The 17467-nt window shown below is 60.4% G+C and carries 12 protein-coding genes and 1 tRNA gene; 7 read left to right on the top strand and 6 right to left on the bottom strand.

Features of this window, described 5'->3' with window-relative positions; all coding sequences use genetic code 11:
• Positions 1–59 precede the first annotated feature (59 nt).
• Positions 60–1160 carry a COX15/CtaA family protein gene (locus tag ACXAH0_RS19950; RefSeq protein WP_475194467.1) on the bottom strand — a complete coding sequence of 367 codons (1101 nt, stop codon included), beginning with the start codon at positions 1158–1160 and terminating at the stop codon, positions 60–62.
• Positions 1161–1298: 138 nt separating this feature from the next.
• Between ACXAH0_RS19950 and ACXAH0_RS19945 the strand changes: the two genes are divergently transcribed.
• Complete coding sequence (locus tag ACXAH0_RS19945; RefSeq protein ID WP_475185674.1) at positions 1299–1514, top strand: DUF2842 domain-containing protein; 216 nt, start codon at positions 1299–1301, stop codon at positions 1512–1514.
• Here the strand turns inward: ACXAH0_RS19945 and ACXAH0_RS19940 are convergent.
• On the bottom strand, positions 1474–2505 hold the full coding sequence (locus tag ACXAH0_RS19940; protein ID WP_475194464.1) for a polysaccharide deacetylase family protein: 1032 nt from the start codon (positions 2503–2505) through the stop codon (positions 1474–1476). The genes ACXAH0_RS19945 and ACXAH0_RS19940 overlap by 41 nt on opposite strands.
• A 269-nt stretch (positions 2506–2774) precedes the next feature.
• Between ACXAH0_RS19940 and ACXAH0_RS19935 the strand changes: the two genes are divergently transcribed.
• Positions 2775–3935, top strand: a complete 1161-nt coding sequence (locus tag ACXAH0_RS19935; protein ID WP_475194461.1) for a GNAT family N-acetyltransferase — start codon at positions 2775–2777, stop codon at positions 3933–3935.
• Between the two features lie 322 nt (positions 3936–4257).
• Here ACXAH0_RS19935 and ACXAH0_RS19930 read toward each other — a convergent pair whose 3' ends face one another.
• Positions 4258–6804, bottom strand: coding sequence for an exopolysaccharide transport family protein (locus tag ACXAH0_RS19930; RefSeq protein WP_475194458.1), 2547 nt, complete (start codon positions 6802–6804; stop codon positions 4258–4260).
• Positions 6805–6995: 191 nt separating this feature from the next.
• On the opposite strand from ACXAH0_RS19930, the gene ACXAH0_RS19925 reads away from it, so the two are divergent.
• The 5 genes from ACXAH0_RS19925 to ACXAH0_RS19905 all read left to right on the top strand — a co-directional run bounded on the left by ACXAH0_RS19925 (position 6996) and on the right by ACXAH0_RS19905 (position 12115).
• The gene (locus ACXAH0_RS19925; RefSeq protein WP_475186962.1) at positions 6996–7553 is read left to right on the top strand and encodes a polysaccharide biosynthesis/export family protein; all 558 of its coding nucleotides are present in this window, start codon (positions 6996–6998) and stop codon (positions 7551–7553) included.
• A 105-nt stretch (positions 7554–7658) separates the two neighbouring features.
• The gene (locus tag ACXAH0_RS19920) at positions 7659–8903 is read left to right on the top strand and encodes a glycosyltransferase family 4 protein (RefSeq protein ID WP_475194456.1); all 1245 of its coding nucleotides are present in this window, start codon (positions 7659–7661) and stop codon (positions 8901–8903) included.
• Positions 8903–10507: an undecaprenyl-phosphate glucose phosphotransferase gene (locus ACXAH0_RS19915; RefSeq protein WP_475194450.1), complete on the top strand. Its 1605-nt coding sequence runs from the start codon at positions 8903–8905 to the stop codon at positions 10505–10507. Before ACXAH0_RS19920 ends, ACXAH0_RS19915 begins: the two co-directional genes overlap by 1 nt.
• Complete coding sequence (locus tag ACXAH0_RS19910) at positions 10504–11784, top strand: O-antigen ligase family protein (RefSeq protein WP_475186954.1); 1281 nt, start codon at positions 10504–10506, stop codon at positions 11782–11784. The genes ACXAH0_RS19915 and ACXAH0_RS19910 overlap by 4 nt, the downstream gene beginning before the upstream one ends.
• Before the next feature lie 254 nt (positions 11785–12038).
• Positions 12039–12115: transfer RNA gene (locus tag ACXAH0_RS19905), tRNA-Pro, on the top strand.
• Between the two features lie 369 nt (positions 12116–12484).
• Here ACXAH0_RS19905 and ACXAH0_RS19900 read toward each other — a convergent pair.
• The 3 genes from ACXAH0_RS19900 to ACXAH0_RS19890 form a co-directional block, all read right to left on the bottom strand.
• Positions 12485–13534: a helix-turn-helix transcriptional regulator gene (locus ACXAH0_RS19900; protein WP_475178776.1), complete on the bottom strand. Its 1050-nt coding sequence runs from the start codon at positions 13532–13534 to the stop codon at positions 12485–12487.
• 59 nt (positions 13535–13593) lie between these two features.
• Positions 13594–14673, bottom strand: coding sequence for an alpha/beta hydrolase (locus tag ACXAH0_RS19895; protein ID WP_475194446.1), 1080 nt, complete (start codon positions 14671–14673; stop codon positions 13594–13596).
• 77 nt (positions 14674–14750) lie between these two features.
• Positions 14751–16898 carry a TonB-dependent siderophore receptor gene (locus ACXAH0_RS19890; protein ID WP_475194441.1) on the bottom strand — a complete coding sequence of 716 codons (2148 nt, stop codon included), beginning with the start codon at positions 16896–16898 and terminating at the stop codon, positions 14751–14753.
• Positions 16899–17467 lie beyond the last annotated feature (569 nt).

The following is a 17467-nucleotide window of genomic DNA, read 5'->3' as shown; positions in this document are numbered from 1 at the left end:
ATCAAGTCTTCCAGCGCGGGAAACTCGAACGATCATCGAAAAGCTGCAAAATCTATTGCCTACCCCCGTAACGGGAATGACCCTTTCAAAACTGCCAGATAGTCGACAGCCGCCGCCAGCACACATACCGCAAAGCCCTGGTGCACCAAGGCGATAGACAGGGGCACGTGCCAGATCAGGGTTAAAACGCCAAACACAGCCTGCAGCAGAAGAAATCCGCCTACATGAGCACCTGCGCGGCGTAAAGGCCCTCGCTTGCTGACGTGAAAGGTCAACGCCATCAGCCCAAGTCCGCACAGGACCAGCAGATAGGCCGTCATGCGGTGCTGAAACTGAACCGTCTGGACATTTTCAAAGACATTCAGCCAGACAGGCTCCATTACCAGCAGGCTGCCCGGAATGATCTTTCCATCCATCAGCGGCCAGGTGTTGAAGGTCAGCCCCGCATTGAGCCCGGCCACCAGACCACCCAGGAAGATCTGCACGAACACAAGTCCCAGAACACATTTTCCCGGAAAAGACAGACGGCTTTCCTCGTCGCGAACCGGAGGGTCCAGAGGCGACAGTCTGCGCGCGAGCCAAAACAGATAGGCGAAAATGACCAGAGCCAGCGTCAGATGAATAGCCAGCCGGTATTGGCTGACATCCACCCGGTCCACCAGCCCGGAGCTCACCATCCACCAGCCGACGGCTCCCTGCAGCCCGCCAAGCCCCAGACCGAGCAAAAGCCGTGGTTTAAGCCAGGGTTCGATCCGCCCGGCCAACCAGAACCCGGCCATGGGCACAAAAAACGCCACGCCAATGAGACGGCCCAGCAGCCTGTGCCCCCATTCCCACCAGAAGATAAACTTGAATTCCTCCAGGCTCATACCCTTGTTGATCAGCTGGTATTCGGGTATCTGGCGGTATTTTTCCAGTTCCTGCTCCCATTCCGCAACGCTAAGCGGCGGGATCACCCCATGGATCGGTTTCCATTCGGTGATCGACAGACCGGATTCGGTCAATCGTGTCGCTCCGCCGACAACGACCATCACAAGGATCATCGCGCAGATAGTATAGAGCCACCAGCGGATCATCGCCCGGCTCCGCTTGATCCGCTCCAGTTTCGCCGGCAAGGGTTTCGCCTGCCCGTCCAGGGCATTGTCTGCAACTGCATTCATGGGTGTGATCCGGATTGTCCCGCCGTGGATTTGACCTTTGTCCAGCGGAGATATAGGTGCAAGGGCAGTCCGGCAAGCGATGTGAGACATTTTGCCGTGCCGGACCGGCTTTAAAACCAATCAACCGGACGGCGGAGCATGGTGCCCTCATTTCGCAAATTCATTGGAATGGTGCTGCTGGTCAGCTTCGTTGTCGTCTACGCCTTCACCGCCATGGTGATCGGCGACATGACCTTGCAAAAGTCGTCCAATCTGGTGCGCTTCATCTATTTCGCAATTGCCGGGCTGGTGTGGGTCGTCCCGGCCGGGGCGATCATCTGGTGGATGGAAAAGAGCGGGAAGAACCGGACCTGATGCCGAAGCCGGACGTGGCCCAGCGGGCGGCTTTGTAAAGCGCAAACGGGGCTCCGGTCAGATACTGGTCCACGATGGCCGGGTCCTGGAACCTGCCATTCAGCGATACTCTCGGCAGCATCATCGGATCGCGCGCATTGGCCGATTGCAGCACACCCGGCAAAGTCGTGACCGAGGAGGCGAAGCCGGTCTCGCGCAAAAGGTCCGCATCGCGCAGGCTGACCGCATGGGATTTGCCATAGGGATAGGCGAAATGCTTAGGCCGCCGCCCAAGTTCCTCTTCAAGCTTGTGTACGCCGGTTAGAATGTCGGCCCGGGCGGCGGCACAGTCCAGACGCGCCAGAGCAAAGTGATCGTGCGTATGGGCGCCGATCGTCACAAGCGGGTCGCCAGCCAGCTGTCGCATCTCGTCCCAGCTCATCATTTCCCTGTCAGCCAGCGCCGCCAGATCCAGACCGTATTTTTCCGCCAGCGCCCGGATGATCCGGCGCTGATCCAATTCGCCGACATCCAGGGTCAGATAGTCGGCCAAGCGCCTGAAACAGGCTTCTTTTTCTACCGCCGTGCGGCAGGACACCCCGTTCTCGGCCCCGGCCTGGGTGAAGGTCACTGCGTCATTCTCAGCAATGATCCGCTCCAGGGCGAGCCACCAGAGCTCCGTGCTCCGCTCAATCAGGCCTGTTGCGACAAAAACCGTGAACGGCGCATTCAGCTCCTTCAGCACGGGATAGGCGGTGTCCAGATTGTCCTTGTAGCCGTCGTCAAAGGTCAGCACAGCATAGCGCTGACGGCCATAGCCGGTCTTCAGAAGATCCACCGCTTCGTCGAGAGAGATGATCTCATAGCCATTTGCCCGGATCCGCTCGACGGCAAGACGCAGAAAGTCCGGGGTGATTTCCAGGTGCCTGTTGGGCTGAAACACCTCTGCCCGCGCCGGGCGGACATGATGCATCATGAAGACCGCGCCACAGCCCTGCGTCAGCGGTGCCATTAGGCGCCCGAGTCCGGTTCTTTTCAGAAGCCGGAACGTCCGCGAGACAAGTTTTTGACGAATCCCCATGCAGCTGCAACGCTTATCAATCAAATCCGAACCGGCCCGCTCCTCTGGTGCGGCCGCTGCCATAGTCACAGAGTAGGCACGTATTCTTTAATAATTATTGCTAGATGTATCGAGGGTTGTTCCGAAGAGCCAGCACAGGGTCTCGTCATCCTCACCAATTCGTTAATACCATTCAACTTTTTTGAATGAAGGCCCGTCCCATGCCCGCCAGCAAGGCACCGATAGAGATCGAGATCTTTTCAAGATTTGAGGATCTGGACCGTGACTGGGCGGCCCTTGCGCCTGGCGCTCTCGGCACACCTTACCAGACCCCGGCCTGGCTCTCGGCCTGGTCCGCCACCTTGGGCACTGCCCTTGCGGTTTCACCCGTTCTTGCCGTGGGACGGGTGCGCGGACAGGCTGTCTTCTGCCTGCCATTCGGTCTGCAAAAGACGCCGGCCGGCACCAGCCTGTCCTTCCTCGGGCACCAGAACGGCAACCAGAACACGGGCCTCTGGGCCCCGGATTTTTATGCAGCCGTTGACACGGACCAGATCACACACTGCCTGAAGGATGTTTGCGCGCATGTGAAGGCCGACATGCTTGTTCTTCACAATGTGCCCGAAACCTGGCACGGGCGGCCGCATCCGCTGATCCTGGAAGGCGCCGCCCCGAGCCCCAGCCCGGACTTTGCCCGTGCCCTGCCCCTTGAGTTCGAGCGTCTGTTTCAGGACACTCACAGCAAGTCTTCGCGCAAGAACCTTCTTCGCAAGCAGCGGCATCTGCAGGCCGCCGGCGGCTACCGGGCCGCAAGGGCAACGGAGCACGTCGAAATTGCCCGTGGGCTCGACGCCTTCTTGGAGCAGCGCGCCCTGCGCGCCAAGGAGGCCGGCATCCCGAACGTGTTTTCGTCCTCTTCTGCCCGGCAGTTTCTGAAGCACCTGCTCGGTCTTGCCGGCGACGGCACCGGTCCGGCCGTGCTGGATCTGTGGACGCTTGAAGTGGACGGAAAAATCCGGGCCACCTATCTGTGCGCCGAACATAGTGGCACGCTTTATGCCTTTAGCAACAGTGTCGCCCATGACGACTTCCTGCCCAACAGTCCCGGCCTTGTGCTGATCAAGGAGATTATCGAAGCGGCCTGTGCCGCGCCGGAGCTGACGCAGATTGACCTCGGCCTTGGAGAAGAGCGCTACAAGACCGCCTGGGCGGCCCCTGTACCGCTGAAAGACAGCCTTCTGGCCCTGTCTTTCAAAGGACACGCCAGGAAACAGATGGGCATGCTGCGCCTGAAGGCCAAAACGGCCGTGCGCAACTCCGGAACGCTCTGGCCGCTTGTCCGGCGTCTGCGCCGCTTGACCTCCGCGCTTCGGAGCACCTGATATGTGTCCGGCTGGATTTGGTACATACCAGTCCGCCCCCTCCAAAGGTTCAAACTGACGGCTTATGCTAGGACTGGGAAACCTGAAGCCTCGGGAGATAAGTCTGCACGATTTGACCGGACCTGCTTTGTCTGCTGAGGCGGCGGATTGCGTGCCGTGGTGGCTCCCGCCCCAAGTGCGATCCAATGATGTCAGCAGGCAAAGGAGACCAGCGCTTCGGGTGATGGAAAGGAACCTGTCTGCAGCGCTGCGCGACGCGCCTTGCCGAATGGCCTGCTTCCCAACATCAAATGGGGCAGACTAATCGCCCGATGCTTCACATCTAGGCCGCGTGGCCGTCGCCGTTGCGGCGCGGATCGGGATTGCTGTCCCCCACAATTAGCACATCCACCCGGGCACCGGTATTGTGGGCCAGAAGGTTTGCCGCGCTTTGCAGCTCGTGGCTGTGGTCGGGCGCGCTGGCGGCAATGAACACCCTGTCGGCGAAGCTCAACATGCGCGCGCTTGCCAGCGTGCCGTCAATTGCCCCGAGATCCACCACCACAACCTCATAGGTTGTCCGGATGGCATCCAGCGCCAGCTTGAACCGGTCGGACTGCACCATGTCATCGGTGATCGCCAGTCGGCCCGCCTCAATGATATGGGCTTTGGACCGTGCATCCCGGTAGACAACCTTGGCAAAGGGCATCTTGCCCGACACCACATCGGAGAAACCTTCGGCGGCCTTCCGGTCGGCCTGTTCGGGAAAAACCTCGACCACCAGTGCGGATTTGCCGCTTTCGGCCGCCTTGCGCACAAGATCAAAGGCCAGTTCGTGGGAAAGCGTGTTGTCGTCAACGCTCAGAACAACAATCCTGCCCCGTGGCTCAATATTCTTCACAAACCCGGCATCCTCAGCCGTCTGCGCGCCGTCTTCGGACATTTTTGGGGCGTCAGGGCTTGGTCTCGCGTCTTGATCTTGCGGCTCCGCCTGCCCGGAGACGTTCGTGCCGGGCGTGCTGGCGCCGGGCGTGCTGGTGTCTTTAGCGCCGGACGGTCCCCCGGCCGGTGGCAGCCCGGCCTCGTTGGCAGCTTCCATATCCGTCAGGTCCGGATCCCGGTTGATCCGCAAACGGGTCACCCAGTCAGGCGCGACATTGCGGTCGTACAGCTCAAGGCGGCTCTTGGGCGCCGCCGCCTCCGGCTCGCGCTCTGTCTGTTCCACGAGCGGCGCTTCCGGGGCCGGTTCGGCTCCTTCTTCAGGCACCAGCGGAACCTCCCCGTCCTCCGGCATGCCTTGTGCGCGCGGCACGGTTTGCCCCTCGGTCGGCGCTGCCCCGGGCGCAAACCCGTACCGTGCAGAGGCCTGACCATAGTTGGAGGACCAGCCCAGCGGCTCCCGGAAGCCTCTATCCGGGCCCTCCCTTGAAACACGCTGAAGAGGAGCCTGGCCGGGCGCTGCCGCCAGACTTCCATTTGCATTCACAAGCGCATTGCCACTTAAGAAGGCCCGCATCAGAACAAAGGCGCATCCGAGAATGAAGGTCACCAGAGCGGCGACAATCGTACTCGACAAAATCTTCGGCGACACCGGCTCGACCGGCACACTCGCGCGCGAGGTGATTCTGGCGTCAGCGGGCAGCACCTGGGCCCGCAGACGCGAATCCGCTTCCTGGAAGCTCAGCATCAGCTGGTCCAGCTGCGCCGCTTTGGCATTGGCCTCCCGCTCCAGTTCGCTCAGCCGGGCCTGATCCGCATTGCTCTTGGCGGCGGCCGTCTTTAGCTCGTCCAGCCGTGCGGACAGCGCCAGGGCCTGCTGATTGGCCACTTTCGCGTCATTTTCGAGCCCCTGCAGGATCTTGCGCGCTTCAGAACGGATCTGGCGGTCGTAGTCGGCCAGCTGCGACTGAAGCGAGCGCAGTTGCGGATGGTTCGGCAACAGGGTGATCGACAATTCGGCAATGTTGGACTGAATTTCGACCTGCCGCTCGCGCAGCCGCTGGATCAGGGCCGAGTTCAGCACCTCGCTTGCAGTTTCAAGCGACCCGCCGGAGGTCAACAGCTCGCGCAACAGGTCCGCCTTGGCCTGGGCTTCCGCCTTGGACGCCTGGGCGGCAGAATAGTCGCTGCTGGTTTCCGCCAGTTGCTGCTGATTGAGCGGAATGTTGTCGGCACCGATCAGGAGATCTGCCCGGGCCCGGAAATCGGCGACCGCCTGCCGGGCCGCCTGCACTTCCTTGCGCAGCTCCAGAATTTGCGGCTCCAGCGCTGCAGAGGCCTGTTCCGTTGTCTGGCGCTTTGCAGTCGACTGGAGCTCCAGGAACTCGTCCACGATCGTATTGGCCACCTTGGCAGCCAGAACCGGGCTTTCAGCCGTGTAGCCAACCGCGATCACCCGGGTGCCATCAATCTGGTAGACATCGAGATTTTTATAGAAATGTTTGAGGACCCGCTCCTCAACGCTGTTGTCCGGCGGCGGGGACGCCAGACCGGCAAAGATCAGCAGACTGCCGATCAAGGACGGGTCGCCCCGGGCATTGAATTCGGCGATGGCGGCAAGATCGAGCTTCTTGGCAACCAGACGGGCGAGATCAGCGGATTTCAGCAATTGCACCTGGCTGGCCACGCCTTCCGCATCCAGGACGGCTCGCTCTTCCTCCGCCCCGCGCGAGGCGCCGGGGAACTTGTTGTCCGTGCTTTCGATCAGGACCTGCGCCTGGCTTTGATATTTGGGCGCGACAAATTGCAGCGCGAGAAAAACGGCTGCGGCCACGCAGAATGTCAGGGGCAAAAGCCAGCGCAGCGAGCGGCCGATGGCCCGGAGGAGGCCCCCAAGGTCAAGCGCCATATCGTCTTCAGGATAAGCCTGCCGCTCAGCGTTCATTGTCATTCATCTCCACATTCCGGCAAACTATGTCGAATTAGGGTAAGCGATCGGTTAAACACCGCGCAAATGACCCATCCGGGCTGTTAATCTTTTCGGTGCGCTGCGTCGGCGCGCGCGCTCTTAAGTCAAATCCCTCTTCACCCTCGATTAACCATAACAGGCGATGCTGTGCCGGAATTGTAGGAGAGTCTTTGATGTTAGCGAGAGCGCTTCTTGTGCTGGGGCTGTGCCTGGGCCTTGCTGCGTGCAGTGGATACAGGCAACCGCCGACGGCGTTTCATGAAACGCTGACGCAACCCTACCGCTTGGATTCCAGCGACAGGCTGCGCATCATCGTGTTCGGCCAGGACAACCTTTCAAACACCTATGTTGTTGATCAGGCTGGCTATATTTCCTTCCCCCTTGTTGGCAGCGTTGCAGCCAGAGGAAAGACCCAGCAGGGGCTTGCCGCCGAAATTGCCGCAAAGCTGCGCAAGGGCTTTATCCGCAATCCCGATGTGTCGGTGGAAGTCGACACCTACCGACCGATCTTCATCATGGGTGAAGTGCAAACTGCAGGCCAGTATAATTACGTGGCCGGCATGACCGTGCAGAATGCCATCGCCACCGCTGGCGGATTTTCCTCTCGGGCCCAGCAGTCCAATGTGGACATTACCCGGCAGCTGAATGGGGAAATTCTAAACGGCCGTGTGCCCATTTCGGACCCGGTCCGGCCCGGAGACACCATCTATGTCCGGGAACGGTATTTCTGACGTCTCGCAAATTAACGGTGGACTCATCTCCCTTTGTTAGGGTGCATTCTTGAAATCCTACGGGTTCGCAAAGAAACCCGAGGATGCAAACAGGGATATTGCACCATGACAACGAACCCGATGCGGATCGTGCATTGTGTCCGCTCGCCTATTGGCGGAATTTTCCGCCATATACGCGACCTTGCGACCGCACAGGCGGCCGCCGGATATGATGTCGGGCTGGTCTGCGACAGCAACACGGGCAGCGCATTTGACACCAGGCTTCTGGACGAATTGAAACCAAAGCTTGCCCTTGGGGTGGCACGCTTTCAAATGCAACGGCAATTGTCCGTTCAGGACCTGTCCGCAACGCTGGCGCTCTACCGCCATATCCGTGATCTGAAGCCGGACGTGCTCCATGGCCATGGCGCCAAGGGCGGCGCCTATGCACGGCTGATCGGCACCTTGCTGCGCCTGCGCGGTAGCAAGACCATCCGGGTTTATTGCCCCCATGGCGGCAGCCTGCATTACGATCCCAATCGCTTCGAGGGGCGGGTCTATCACAAGCTGGAACATGCCCTGGGCCGGCTGACCGACGGCATTGTCTTTGTGTCCGACTATGAAGCGGCCGCCTATGAAAGCAAGGTCGGACGCCCGGCCGCCAAGACACAGATGGTCTATAATGGCCTGGCGGCGGAGGAATTTGTTCCCGTCGAAATGCCCAAAACCGCCGATGACTTTCTTTATATCGGCATGCTGCGCGATCTGAAGGGGCCGGACCTGTTCATTGAGGCGCTTTATAATATACGCCTGAAGACCGGAGAGGCCCCACGCGCTCATATTGTCGGCGAAGGGCCGGACGAGGCCCGTTACCGCAGGATGACGGAACTGCTCGGCCTGGACAAGGCCATCACCTTTCATGGTGCCCTGCCGGCCCGTGAGGCGTTTAAACTGGCACGGACCGTGGTCGTGCCCTCCCGGGCCGAAGCCATGCCCTATATCATTTTGGAAACGGTTGCCGCGCAGCGCCCGCTCATTGCGACCCGGGTGGGTGGTGTTCCGGAGATCTTCGGGCGCTTTTCCGGCCACTTGATCGAGCCCGGCCATATCGGCAAACTGACCAGTGCCATGGAAGCAGCCCTTCACGCTCCGGACCGAATGGACGCGGACGCAAAGGAACTTCGCACCTGCCTTTCCGAAACCTTTTCCGCAGACCTGATGAGCGACCGCATCACCACATTCTACAAGGAGCTTAAAGGTCTGGCTCCAGCCAGCGCAGTTCCGGCCAGCGCAGTTCCGGCCAGCGCGCCCAAAGAGGCCGTAAAGTCTCCGGAGGCGCAAGTTGTTTACGCCAGATCGAGCAACAGATAATGAGCACCCAGGTATTTCAGGACAAAGATATTTCTCCACCCGAACCGCCGGGCGGCAGACCAGACCTTAGCCAGAGCCTGGAACAGCAGTTCCGGCACAGTGTGCAAGGGGCCGCCGCACCCGGTGATTTGAAAAAGGACGCAGTCTCCAGCAGCAGCCTCTCGCCAGAAGCGCTTGAGATTGCCCAAAGCCTCGGCGGCAAGGGCGCTTCGGTGCCGGTTTTGACGGGCTTGGTGCGCCTGACCGATGTTCTGTTGATCGTGGCCAGCGCGGCGCTTGGCAGCTTTGGCGCCGTGGACGCAGCCGCCCCCCTGTGGGCGTCCGGCTTTGCGGCTCTGGCCGCCACGCTTGTCACGGTTGCCTTCTTCCAGGCGGCCGACCTTTATCAGGTTCCGGTCATGCGCCAGGGCCTGTTTCAGTTGGGCCGGGTGGCGGCGGGCTGGACGCTGGTCTTTGCCATGTTCGCCCTGCTGCGCTCCACAACTGGGGCCGGAACCGCCCTCTCCGACAGTTTTCTCGGCGGCTGGTTCGTCTATGGCCTTGCCGGGCTGTGCTCCTTCCGTTTTGGCATTTATCTGCTGGTGCGCCACTGGATGTCCAGCGGGCGGCTGGAACGGCGCGCCATCATTGTGGGCGGCGGCAAGGCGGCCGCCGAGCTGATCCGAGAGCTGGAAGCCCAGCCGGACAATGACATCCGCATTTGCGGCATTTTCGATGACCGCTCCAACGAGCGCTCCCCGGCAGTGGTCGCCGGTTATCCGAAACTTGGCAATATCAGCGCCCTGGTGGAATTTGCTCGCCTTGCCCGGATCGACATGCTGATCGTCAGCATTCCCCTTCGCGCGGAAAAGCGGGTGCTGGAGCTTTTGAAGAAGCTCTGGGTGCTACCGGTCGATATCCGCCTGTCTGCCCATACAGACAAGATCAAGTTCCGCAACCGCGGTGCCTCGTTCATCGGAACGGTGCCCTTTGTTGACGTGGTAGAAAAGCCCATTGCCGACTGGGATATGGTCGCCAAGCGGGTGTTCGACCTGGTGTTTGCCTCCCTGGCCCTGCTCACCCTGTTCCCGCTGATGATTGCAACGGCCATCGCCATCCTGCTGGACAGCAAGGGGCCGGTCCTCTTCCGCCAGAAGCGTTACGGCTTCAACAATGAGATCATCGAAGTTCTCAAATTCCGGTCCATGTATACGGACATGGCCGATCCGGACGCGAAGAAAGTGGTGACCAGGGGCGATCCGCGCGTCACAAAGGTCGGCCGGTTCATCCGCAAGACCTCCATTGACGAATTGCCCCAACTCTTCAACGTTTTGGCCGGAAGCCTCTCCCTCGTCGGCCCCCGCCCTCATGCGGTCAACGCCCATACGGACAACCGGAGCTGGGACGCGGTGGTGGACGGTTATTTCGCCCGGCACAAGGTGAAACCCGGTGTCACCGGCTGGGCCCAGATCAATGGCTGGCGCGGCGAGGTTGATACCCCGGAGAAAATCCAGAAACGGGTGGAATTTGACGTCAATTACATCGAGAACTGGTCGATCCTGTTTGACCTGAAAATCCTGTTCCTGACCCCGTTCCGCCTGTTCGACACGGAGAACGCTTATTGACCCTTGCGGCCGGACATGCCGGTCCTGCGCCGCTGGTGCGGGCCCCCATCGGCCTCAAGGTCAAGAGCCTGGGCAATGGCGCCCTGTGGCTCGCCGCGTTTCTCTCCGGCTTTGTGATCGAGGAACCGGCCCCATATGAACTTTATATGGCGCTGCTCTCCGTCGTCTGGCTCGCCTGCGGGCTGAAGCTGCGGGCAGAGTTCGGACCGCTGATCATCTGCATGATGCTCTATATTGCCGGCGGTATCGCCTCCGTGCCGTTGGCAGATGATTTTGGGGAAGCGGCGATGTATATCGCGGTCTCCGGTTTTCTGGCCATCACCGCGATTTTCTATGCCGCCATTCTGGCCGAAAACCCGGACCGCTTCCGCATCATCCAGAACGGCTATACGATCAGCGCCGTGCTGGTGGCGGCCATCGGCATTGCCGGCTATTTTCACGCCTTTCCCGGCGCGGACTATTTCACGCTTTATGACCGGGCCCGTGGCACGTTTCAGGACCCGAACGTGTTCGGACCGTTTCTGGTGCTGCCCGCCCTGCTGCTGATCCAGAAGCTCCTGCGCGAATCTGTCTTTAAGAATCTGATCCTTCTGGTACCACTCGCCATCTTGCTGCTCGGCATTTTCCTGAGCTTTTCCCGCGGGGCCTGGGGCGTCTTGTGCGCAGGCGTTCTGATTGTCTATGCGCTGGCGCTCATCACCGAGCGCCGCCCGCACCGGCGCCTCCGGCTGGTGGTTTTAGGGATCGGCGGTGTGCTGGCTTTTGCCGGTCTGATGGCCGTGGCGCTCTCCATCGACACGGTGGCCGACATGTTCGCCCAACGGGCCAAGCTGGTGCAGGACTATGACGGCTCGCGGCTGGGCCGCTTTGCCCGCTATTCCCTCGGCTTCCAGATGGTGATGGAGCACCCGCTCGGCATCGGCCCGCTGCAATTCCACCACTATTTTCCCGAGGATGAGCACAATGTCTATCTGAAGGGCTTCACCACCTATGGCTGGCTGGGCGGCACGGTCTATCTGATCATGGCCCTGTGGACACTGTGCGCCCTGGTGCCGCTTTTGTTCAAGTCCCGCCCCTGGACGGCCTTCACCCAGAGCGTCTTTGCGGTTTTCACCGCCCATCTGATCCTGTCTGCCATCATCGACACGGACCATTGGCGGCACATGTATATGCTCTACGGCCTCGCCTGGGGCCTGATTGCCACCGACCGTCTGGAGCGCAAACGGTGGCCCACCTCTCCGCGAACATCCCGTCTACGGGCTTCAGGAACGACCTGAATGCGGGCTTTCCGGCGCCCGATCACGGCTTGCTCTCCAAACACCTAGCGTGGATTGAAGATCTCCAGCAAAGCCGCTTGCCCGTCTTGAGGCTGTGGAGCGCTACCCTCAGCAATTTGCCCTTTCCTGTGTTCCGCTTGGCAGGCCCTGCCAGTCCTCCGCGCGCCAGCTTGTGCACAAGCGCCGCGCAATCCTCACCCGCCCCGAACAAGCGGCTTGCGCTTGGCGGGCGAACAAGCTAGGTAGGACCCGTTCGGGCAGTAGCGCAGCCTGGTAGCGCACTTCACTGGGGGTGAAGGGGTCGTCGGTTCAAATCCGGCCTGCCCGACCATTTTTCAAAAATTCCCCGAAATATTCGAATTGATCCGGCCTGGAGCTGGTTGCATTTGCCGTTAGCTGAAGAAGCAAAAGCGTGCTGGGCGCGATCCGCGCCCCATCAACACATGCGCTGCGACGGACACAATTGCTTTTTCAGGATACGGGAACCTCACAACTCAAGTTCAAGGCCACTTGCAGATTATTTCCGGCTAGATGTGGAGCCTCAGGCGATCAATCTGCACAGGCGGAAAAACGATAAGTCCAAGAACGTTGCGGCCGCCAGCGTCCCATTGCGGTCGAACCAAAGCATCAATCCCAATAAACGCAGCGGCCAGAACAGACCGGTAAGCAGGTAAAACAGCTTTGTCTTCGATATCCGAGCCTACCGTTTCGACAGCGCGCTTGGGCAGATGTTGAAGTGGCGTTTGAAGGCGGTGGTGAAGTTGCCGGGGGAGGAATAGCCCGCCAGATAGGCGGCTTCAGCTATGGAGACGCCGTCCATCTCAAGCGCCTGACGGGCATAGGCCAGCATGAAGGCGCGGATATATTTGCCCGGCGACATGCCACGGGCCGTCAGGATCAGGCGGCGCAGGGCGTTGAGGCTGAGCCCCACCCCCTTGGCCAGGTCCAAGGCGGACACGGTCTGTCCGGTGTGACTGTTGAGGAAATGGTCAATGGCCTTCAGCCGCTCGTGGTCATGGGGCCGCAGCCGAGACGCAGGGCCCTCCTGACCGTGCGTGCGCAGCTGGCTGAACGCCTCGCTGATCAGCGCCAGAACCCGGCTTTCCAGGGCGAGGCGGCGGACATGCTCCGGCCCCTCTGGCAGGCTCAGGATCTGCTCGGCCTGGGCAATGCTGTGGGCGGAGGGCTCCCAGGACCGGATGGCCAGATCCGTGCCGCTCAGATGCGTCTCCCTGACCGTCTGACCGTCGGTCTCCTGGCCTGACAGGTTGACAAGAGCCTGAAGGTCGGTGCCGCTGGCCTCCGCCAGCTTTGCCAGCCAGCCGGCGGTCATGGTGATAACGATTTTCCGCAGGCGGTCGCCACGCCGGCTCTGCCGCCTGAAGGGCTGGGGCTGTGCGTTCCACCTGAGAAGCGCCACTGGCTGCCACGCCTTTTTCTCAGCGCAGTAGACCGGCATGGGGATCGGCAGGCCGCCAAAACTGGCCGAGATATGGCCTTGCAGGAAAATCGACAGGACGAGCCGCGGATCGCAGACATTTTCAACCGTCATGCCCTTCAGCTCTTCCGTATCGGCGAAATGTACGCTCAAGCCAGGCTGAAGCTGCAAATAGCCGATATTGCCGCGCAAAAGCCTCGTCTCCCCTGCCAGCGCCGGTTCGACGACCTGCCAGCCGGGCGCCGTCAGGGTCAAAGTGTCGAGTTTTTGGCGCGTGACATAGTGATTGCCGTGGCTGACGGGCACAAACATGCTGCTCTCATAAGTGTATCTTTGCTGATTACCTCTAATACTTGAGTTTAAAAGTCAAGTTAATCTTTGCCGCTGTCAGCCCCGCCCGCTTTGAACACATCCGGGTCGGCGGCAAATTGCACCGCATGATAGAGCGCCGGCAGGCTGGCGGGCATGTGCTCCAGTCCGGAATAGACTTCAAAGGAGACATCAACAAACCCGTCCACCTTTTTGAGGTGGCTGGCAAGCTCCGACGCGTTTGTGACCATCTGATTGGCGTCAAGCCAGGCCTGCCGGTCTTTCGCAGACATGCCGCTCTTCAGCGCCCAGCTGGAGATTTTTTCCTCATGGCCACCAACACTGAGGCGCAGGGGAATTTTCCTCTGGCCGCCGCCAGACCCCTTGCTCGGCCCCTCCTCCTGGCGCGCCATCAGCGCGGTCATGGTCGCACGGCCGTTGAACCAGAGCGACGGACTGGCCGCCACATAGCGGTCAAAGGCCTCCGGCCGGGTCAGAAGAATATGGAGGGTCAGGAGCCCGCCCAGAGAATGCCCGGCCAGGGTCTCATTGTCCGGATCGATTTGATAGCGCGCGGCAACAAAGGGTTTGATCTCGTTAATCAGAACCTTTGCAAAGGCCTCCCCTCCGCCCAGTTTTGGCCAGGGGCGGCCATTGGGCCGCTCGGGAAGATCATAGCGGTCAGCAGGCGGGGTCAAGTCATAGGTGCGGCGTGTTTTGAAATCCGCCGGGTCCATGTAGCCGATGCCGACAATCAGTGGCGGTGTCAGACGCGCGCGCCGTGCGGAAAGCGCCGTCAGGCGGGCAATGCCAGTGAGGGGAATGAATGACAGATCCGCGTCAAAGACATAGAGCACCGGATAGCCCTGAGGCGGCGGAGGGCCCTCCGGCCTGGACACATAGAGGGTCAGCCCGGTTTCAAGCCCCTTTGGCGTGAAGGGATAGGCCACCGCCCCCGGCACGGCGACGGCCGCAGGCAGGGGCTCTGCCGGTGCTTCGGCTTTGGTTTTTGCCGCTGCCGCTTCGGTGACTGTGATGGTGGTGGTGCTCTTGGACGGGGTGCCGGAACCAGCATCCGCTGGCGGCGCGCAGGCAGACGACAGGAAAATCATGGTGATGGGGACCAGAGCTTTTTTGAGCATTTTTCTCATATTTGGAATCGATAGAAGGCCGTGCTGTTCGACGCTCCGCCGGGCTGGCGCGCGGCAGGGCGCGGCGGTCAGAACTTGACCGCCAGCTTGAGATTGAAGGTGCGCGGCTTGCCATAGAAATTGAACACGGTGGTGCCGCCGATCCGCTCGTAATATTTCTTGTCGAAGACATTATCGACATTGAATTGCGCGCTCAGGTGCTCGTTGAGGTCATATCCGGCAAAGGCATCCACGACCGCATAGCCCGGCGCTTTGATGGTCGTGCCCCGGCTGACATTGTAAAAGTCGGAGAATGCCCGCAAGCCTGCGCCGACATAAAGCCCGTCCAGATGTGCGTTGAACCGGTCGTCAAAGGTGTATTTGGTCCAGAGCTGTAACATGTGGCGCGGTGTAACGGTGCTGAACGCCTCACCGCTGTCCAGGTCTTCGGTGTCCGTATAAGTGTAGCCGGCCATGACATCCCAATTCTCCAGCGGACTGCCTGACACCTCCATCTCCACCCCGCGCACCCGGACCTTGCCTTGCGACAAATAGGCGCCCGGATTGTCCGGATCGGAAATCGCCCGGTTGGTGTCCTCGATCCAGAACAGGGCCGCGCTTGCAAACAGGCGGTCATCCAGAAACTGGCTCTTCAGCCCGGTCTCATACTGATACCCCTCGCGCGGATCGATGATGTTGCCGTTGATGTCAGTCTCCGACTGGGGCTGGAAGATGGCGCTGTAGGAGCCATAGACCGTGGCATAGTCGGTCAGGTCGAACGTCGCCCCGGCATAGGGGGTGAAGTGGTTGTCGATGTCGATCTTGTCGGAGACATCGCCGGTGGTGTTGTCCGTGGTTTCCGAATTGTACCAGGTGAGCCGGGCTCCGCCGACCAGCGTCAACCGGTCCATGGGCCGGATGCGCAGCTGGCTGTACAGACCCAACTGGCTGGGATCGGAGCTTGTGTCGGTGGAATAGTCGAGATCCGGTTCGGCAACGGCCGTGTTCCAGTTGTAGATATTGAAGCTGCCGCTGATATTGCCGCGTGCCTGCTTCATGTCGCTGACCACCTTTCGGTAATCCGCACCGACAATGATATTGTGCTCCTGGCCGAACAGCTCGAACGGCTTGCTGACATGGGCATCCAGCGCCAGTGACTGCTCATGGAACTTGCGCCCCAGATAAGACATGCGCGACACGTCGCCATTGGCGGCCGCTGAACTGCCCGCATAGCCATAGAGAAAATCGACATAGCGGTCTGAAAACCGGCCGGAAACCTTGGCGTGGCCGCCGCCGTCAAACTCGTGCTCCAGCTCCGCGATGTAATCGGTCACGTTGTTGTTGAACCGGTTCCAGTCGGCAATGGTGGTGGTGGAAATATCGACATCCAGCAAAGTGCCATCCGCCAGGGTTGGCAGGCCGTTGAAAGGGGTGATGTCCTTTTGCATATGGCTGACGCTGAGGGTGGCCTTGGTGCTGTCATTCAGATCCGCCTGGAGCGTGCCATAGGCCACCCCGACCCCGTTCTCAACGCCGTCCACCCAGCTGTCCTGATGCTGCAGGGCACCGACAAAACGGCCGCGCAAGGTGCCGCTTCCGTTCAGGGGTCCGGTCACATCCACATCCCCGCGGATATTGCCGTAGGACCCGCCGGAAACGGATCCGGAGGCGCCGAACACATCCCGGGCCTGTTTCAGGCGCATGTTGATCGCCCCGGTCGGCTCGCCCGTGCCACCAAAAAGACCGGACGGCCCGCGCAGGATCTCCACATGGTCGATGATCGCCATATCCGGCTGAGTGCCGTAAATGCTGGAAAGGGGCGCGGGCAGACCGTTGAAATAGAGCACGTCATATTCAAAGCCCCGGGAATACAGGCTGGAGCGGCCATCATCATTGGCCAGCACCAGCACGCCAGGCGTTTCCCTCAAGGCCGTATCGAGGGACGTATAGCCGCCATCTTCCAGCTTCTCCCGGGTGATCACATGGGTGGATTGCGGGATCTCACGCACCGGGACCACTTCCTTTTCCCCCACGCTCACCAGCTCGCTGGCATAGCTTTCCGTGCCTTCCGTCTCATAGCTGGTCCCTTTTACAACGATTGTTTCCAGCACCGTTGCCTCTTCGTCTTCTGCCAGCGACGCGGACGGCGCCGCCCCCAGAATGGTGCTCGCCATCAGCGCCGTCATGAGAGAGCTGCGCGCTCTGCGGCCGGTTCTGTGTGCGGTTTCGTATGTCATCGTGACAGCCCCCAAGCAGCGCAAGCTGCATAAACATGAGTATTCTTTTCAGGTTTGCGCAAGCTACGGAGACGGGCCTTAAGGCTCAAGACCGTCCCCCTCTGCCAAAACACCGATTTCCTTTGCGAAATGCCCCCTTGCCGATTGCTTCCATCCGCACTGACCAGCGCTGCGGGGAGCTGCCCGCTCCCTTTCTTGCCTTTCTCGTTTGAGGCAAATTTCTGTATTGAATAGGCTTTTCCCTTCCAGAATCTCCCAAGGGCAAATCCGGGGGAAACACCCGGCTCGTCCTGCGCGCAGAAGAAAGGGATTTCGGGGATGTCCCCCGCCAGACAGAAGCCGGACACAGGACGGTGGCGAATTTGAAGGGGCCGGTTTGAACAGGGCGTCGCCCTTCAAAATTCCGTCCTGCTGGCGCTTCGGCATTCCCGAGAGGGAGACGCATGGTCGCAGACGAGCCAAGAATCACCATCGCCCCGGATGCGGGAGACGCATGCTCCAACGCTTGATTCCGCTAGGTCACTTTCGGGAAAATTACCACCACAAAAGGAGAAAATTTGACGATCTAC

Source organism: Roseibium sp. AWQ4_290, from assembly GCF_056160985.1.
The sequence above is the reverse complement of the archived record's forward strand: the minus strand, read 5'-3'. Positions and strand labels throughout refer to the sequence as shown.

Excerpts from the sequence above, each read along its gene's own strand:
- ACXAH0_RS19950 (WP_475194467.1), bottom strand. The coding sequence starts at position 1,160 with ATGAATGCAGTTGCAGACAATGCCCTGGACGGGCAGGCGAAACCCTTG.
- ACXAH0_RS19945 (WP_475185674.1), top strand. The coding sequence starts at position 1,299 with ATGGTGCCCTCATTTCGCAAATTCATTGGAATGGTGCTGCTGGTCAGC.
- ACXAH0_RS19940 (WP_475194464.1), bottom strand. The coding sequence starts at position 2,505 with ATGGCACCGCTGACGCAGGGCTGTGGCGCGGTCTTCATGATGCATCAT.
- ACXAH0_RS19935 (WP_475194461.1), top strand. The coding sequence starts at position 2,775 with ATGCCCGCCAGCAAGGCACCGATAGAGATCGAGATCTTTTCAAGATTT.
- ACXAH0_RS19930 (WP_475194458.1), bottom strand. The coding sequence starts at position 6,804 with ATGACAATGAACGCTGAGCGGCAGGCTTATCCTGAAGACGATATGGCG.
- ACXAH0_RS19925 (WP_475186962.1), top strand. The coding sequence starts at position 6,996 with ATGTTAGCGAGAGCGCTTCTTGTGCTGGGGCTGTGCCTGGGCCTTGCT.
- ACXAH0_RS19920 (WP_475194456.1), top strand. The coding sequence starts at position 7,659 with ATGACAACGAACCCGATGCGGATCGTGCATTGTGTCCGCTCGCCTATT.
- ACXAH0_RS19915 (WP_475194450.1), top strand. The coding sequence starts at position 8,903 with ATGAGCACCCAGGTATTTCAGGACAAAGATATTTCTCCACCCGAACCG.
- ACXAH0_RS19900 (WP_475178776.1), bottom strand. The coding sequence starts at position 13,534 with ATGTTTGTGCCCGTCAGCCACGGCAATCACTATGTCACGCGCCAAAAA.
- ACXAH0_RS19895 (WP_475194446.1), bottom strand. The coding sequence starts at position 14,673 with ATGCTCAAAAAAGCTCTGGTCCCCATCACCATGATTTTCCTGTCGTCT.
- ACXAH0_RS19890 (WP_475194441.1), bottom strand. The coding sequence starts at position 16,898 with ATGACATACGAAACCGCACACAGAACCGGCCGCAGAGCGCGCAGCTCT.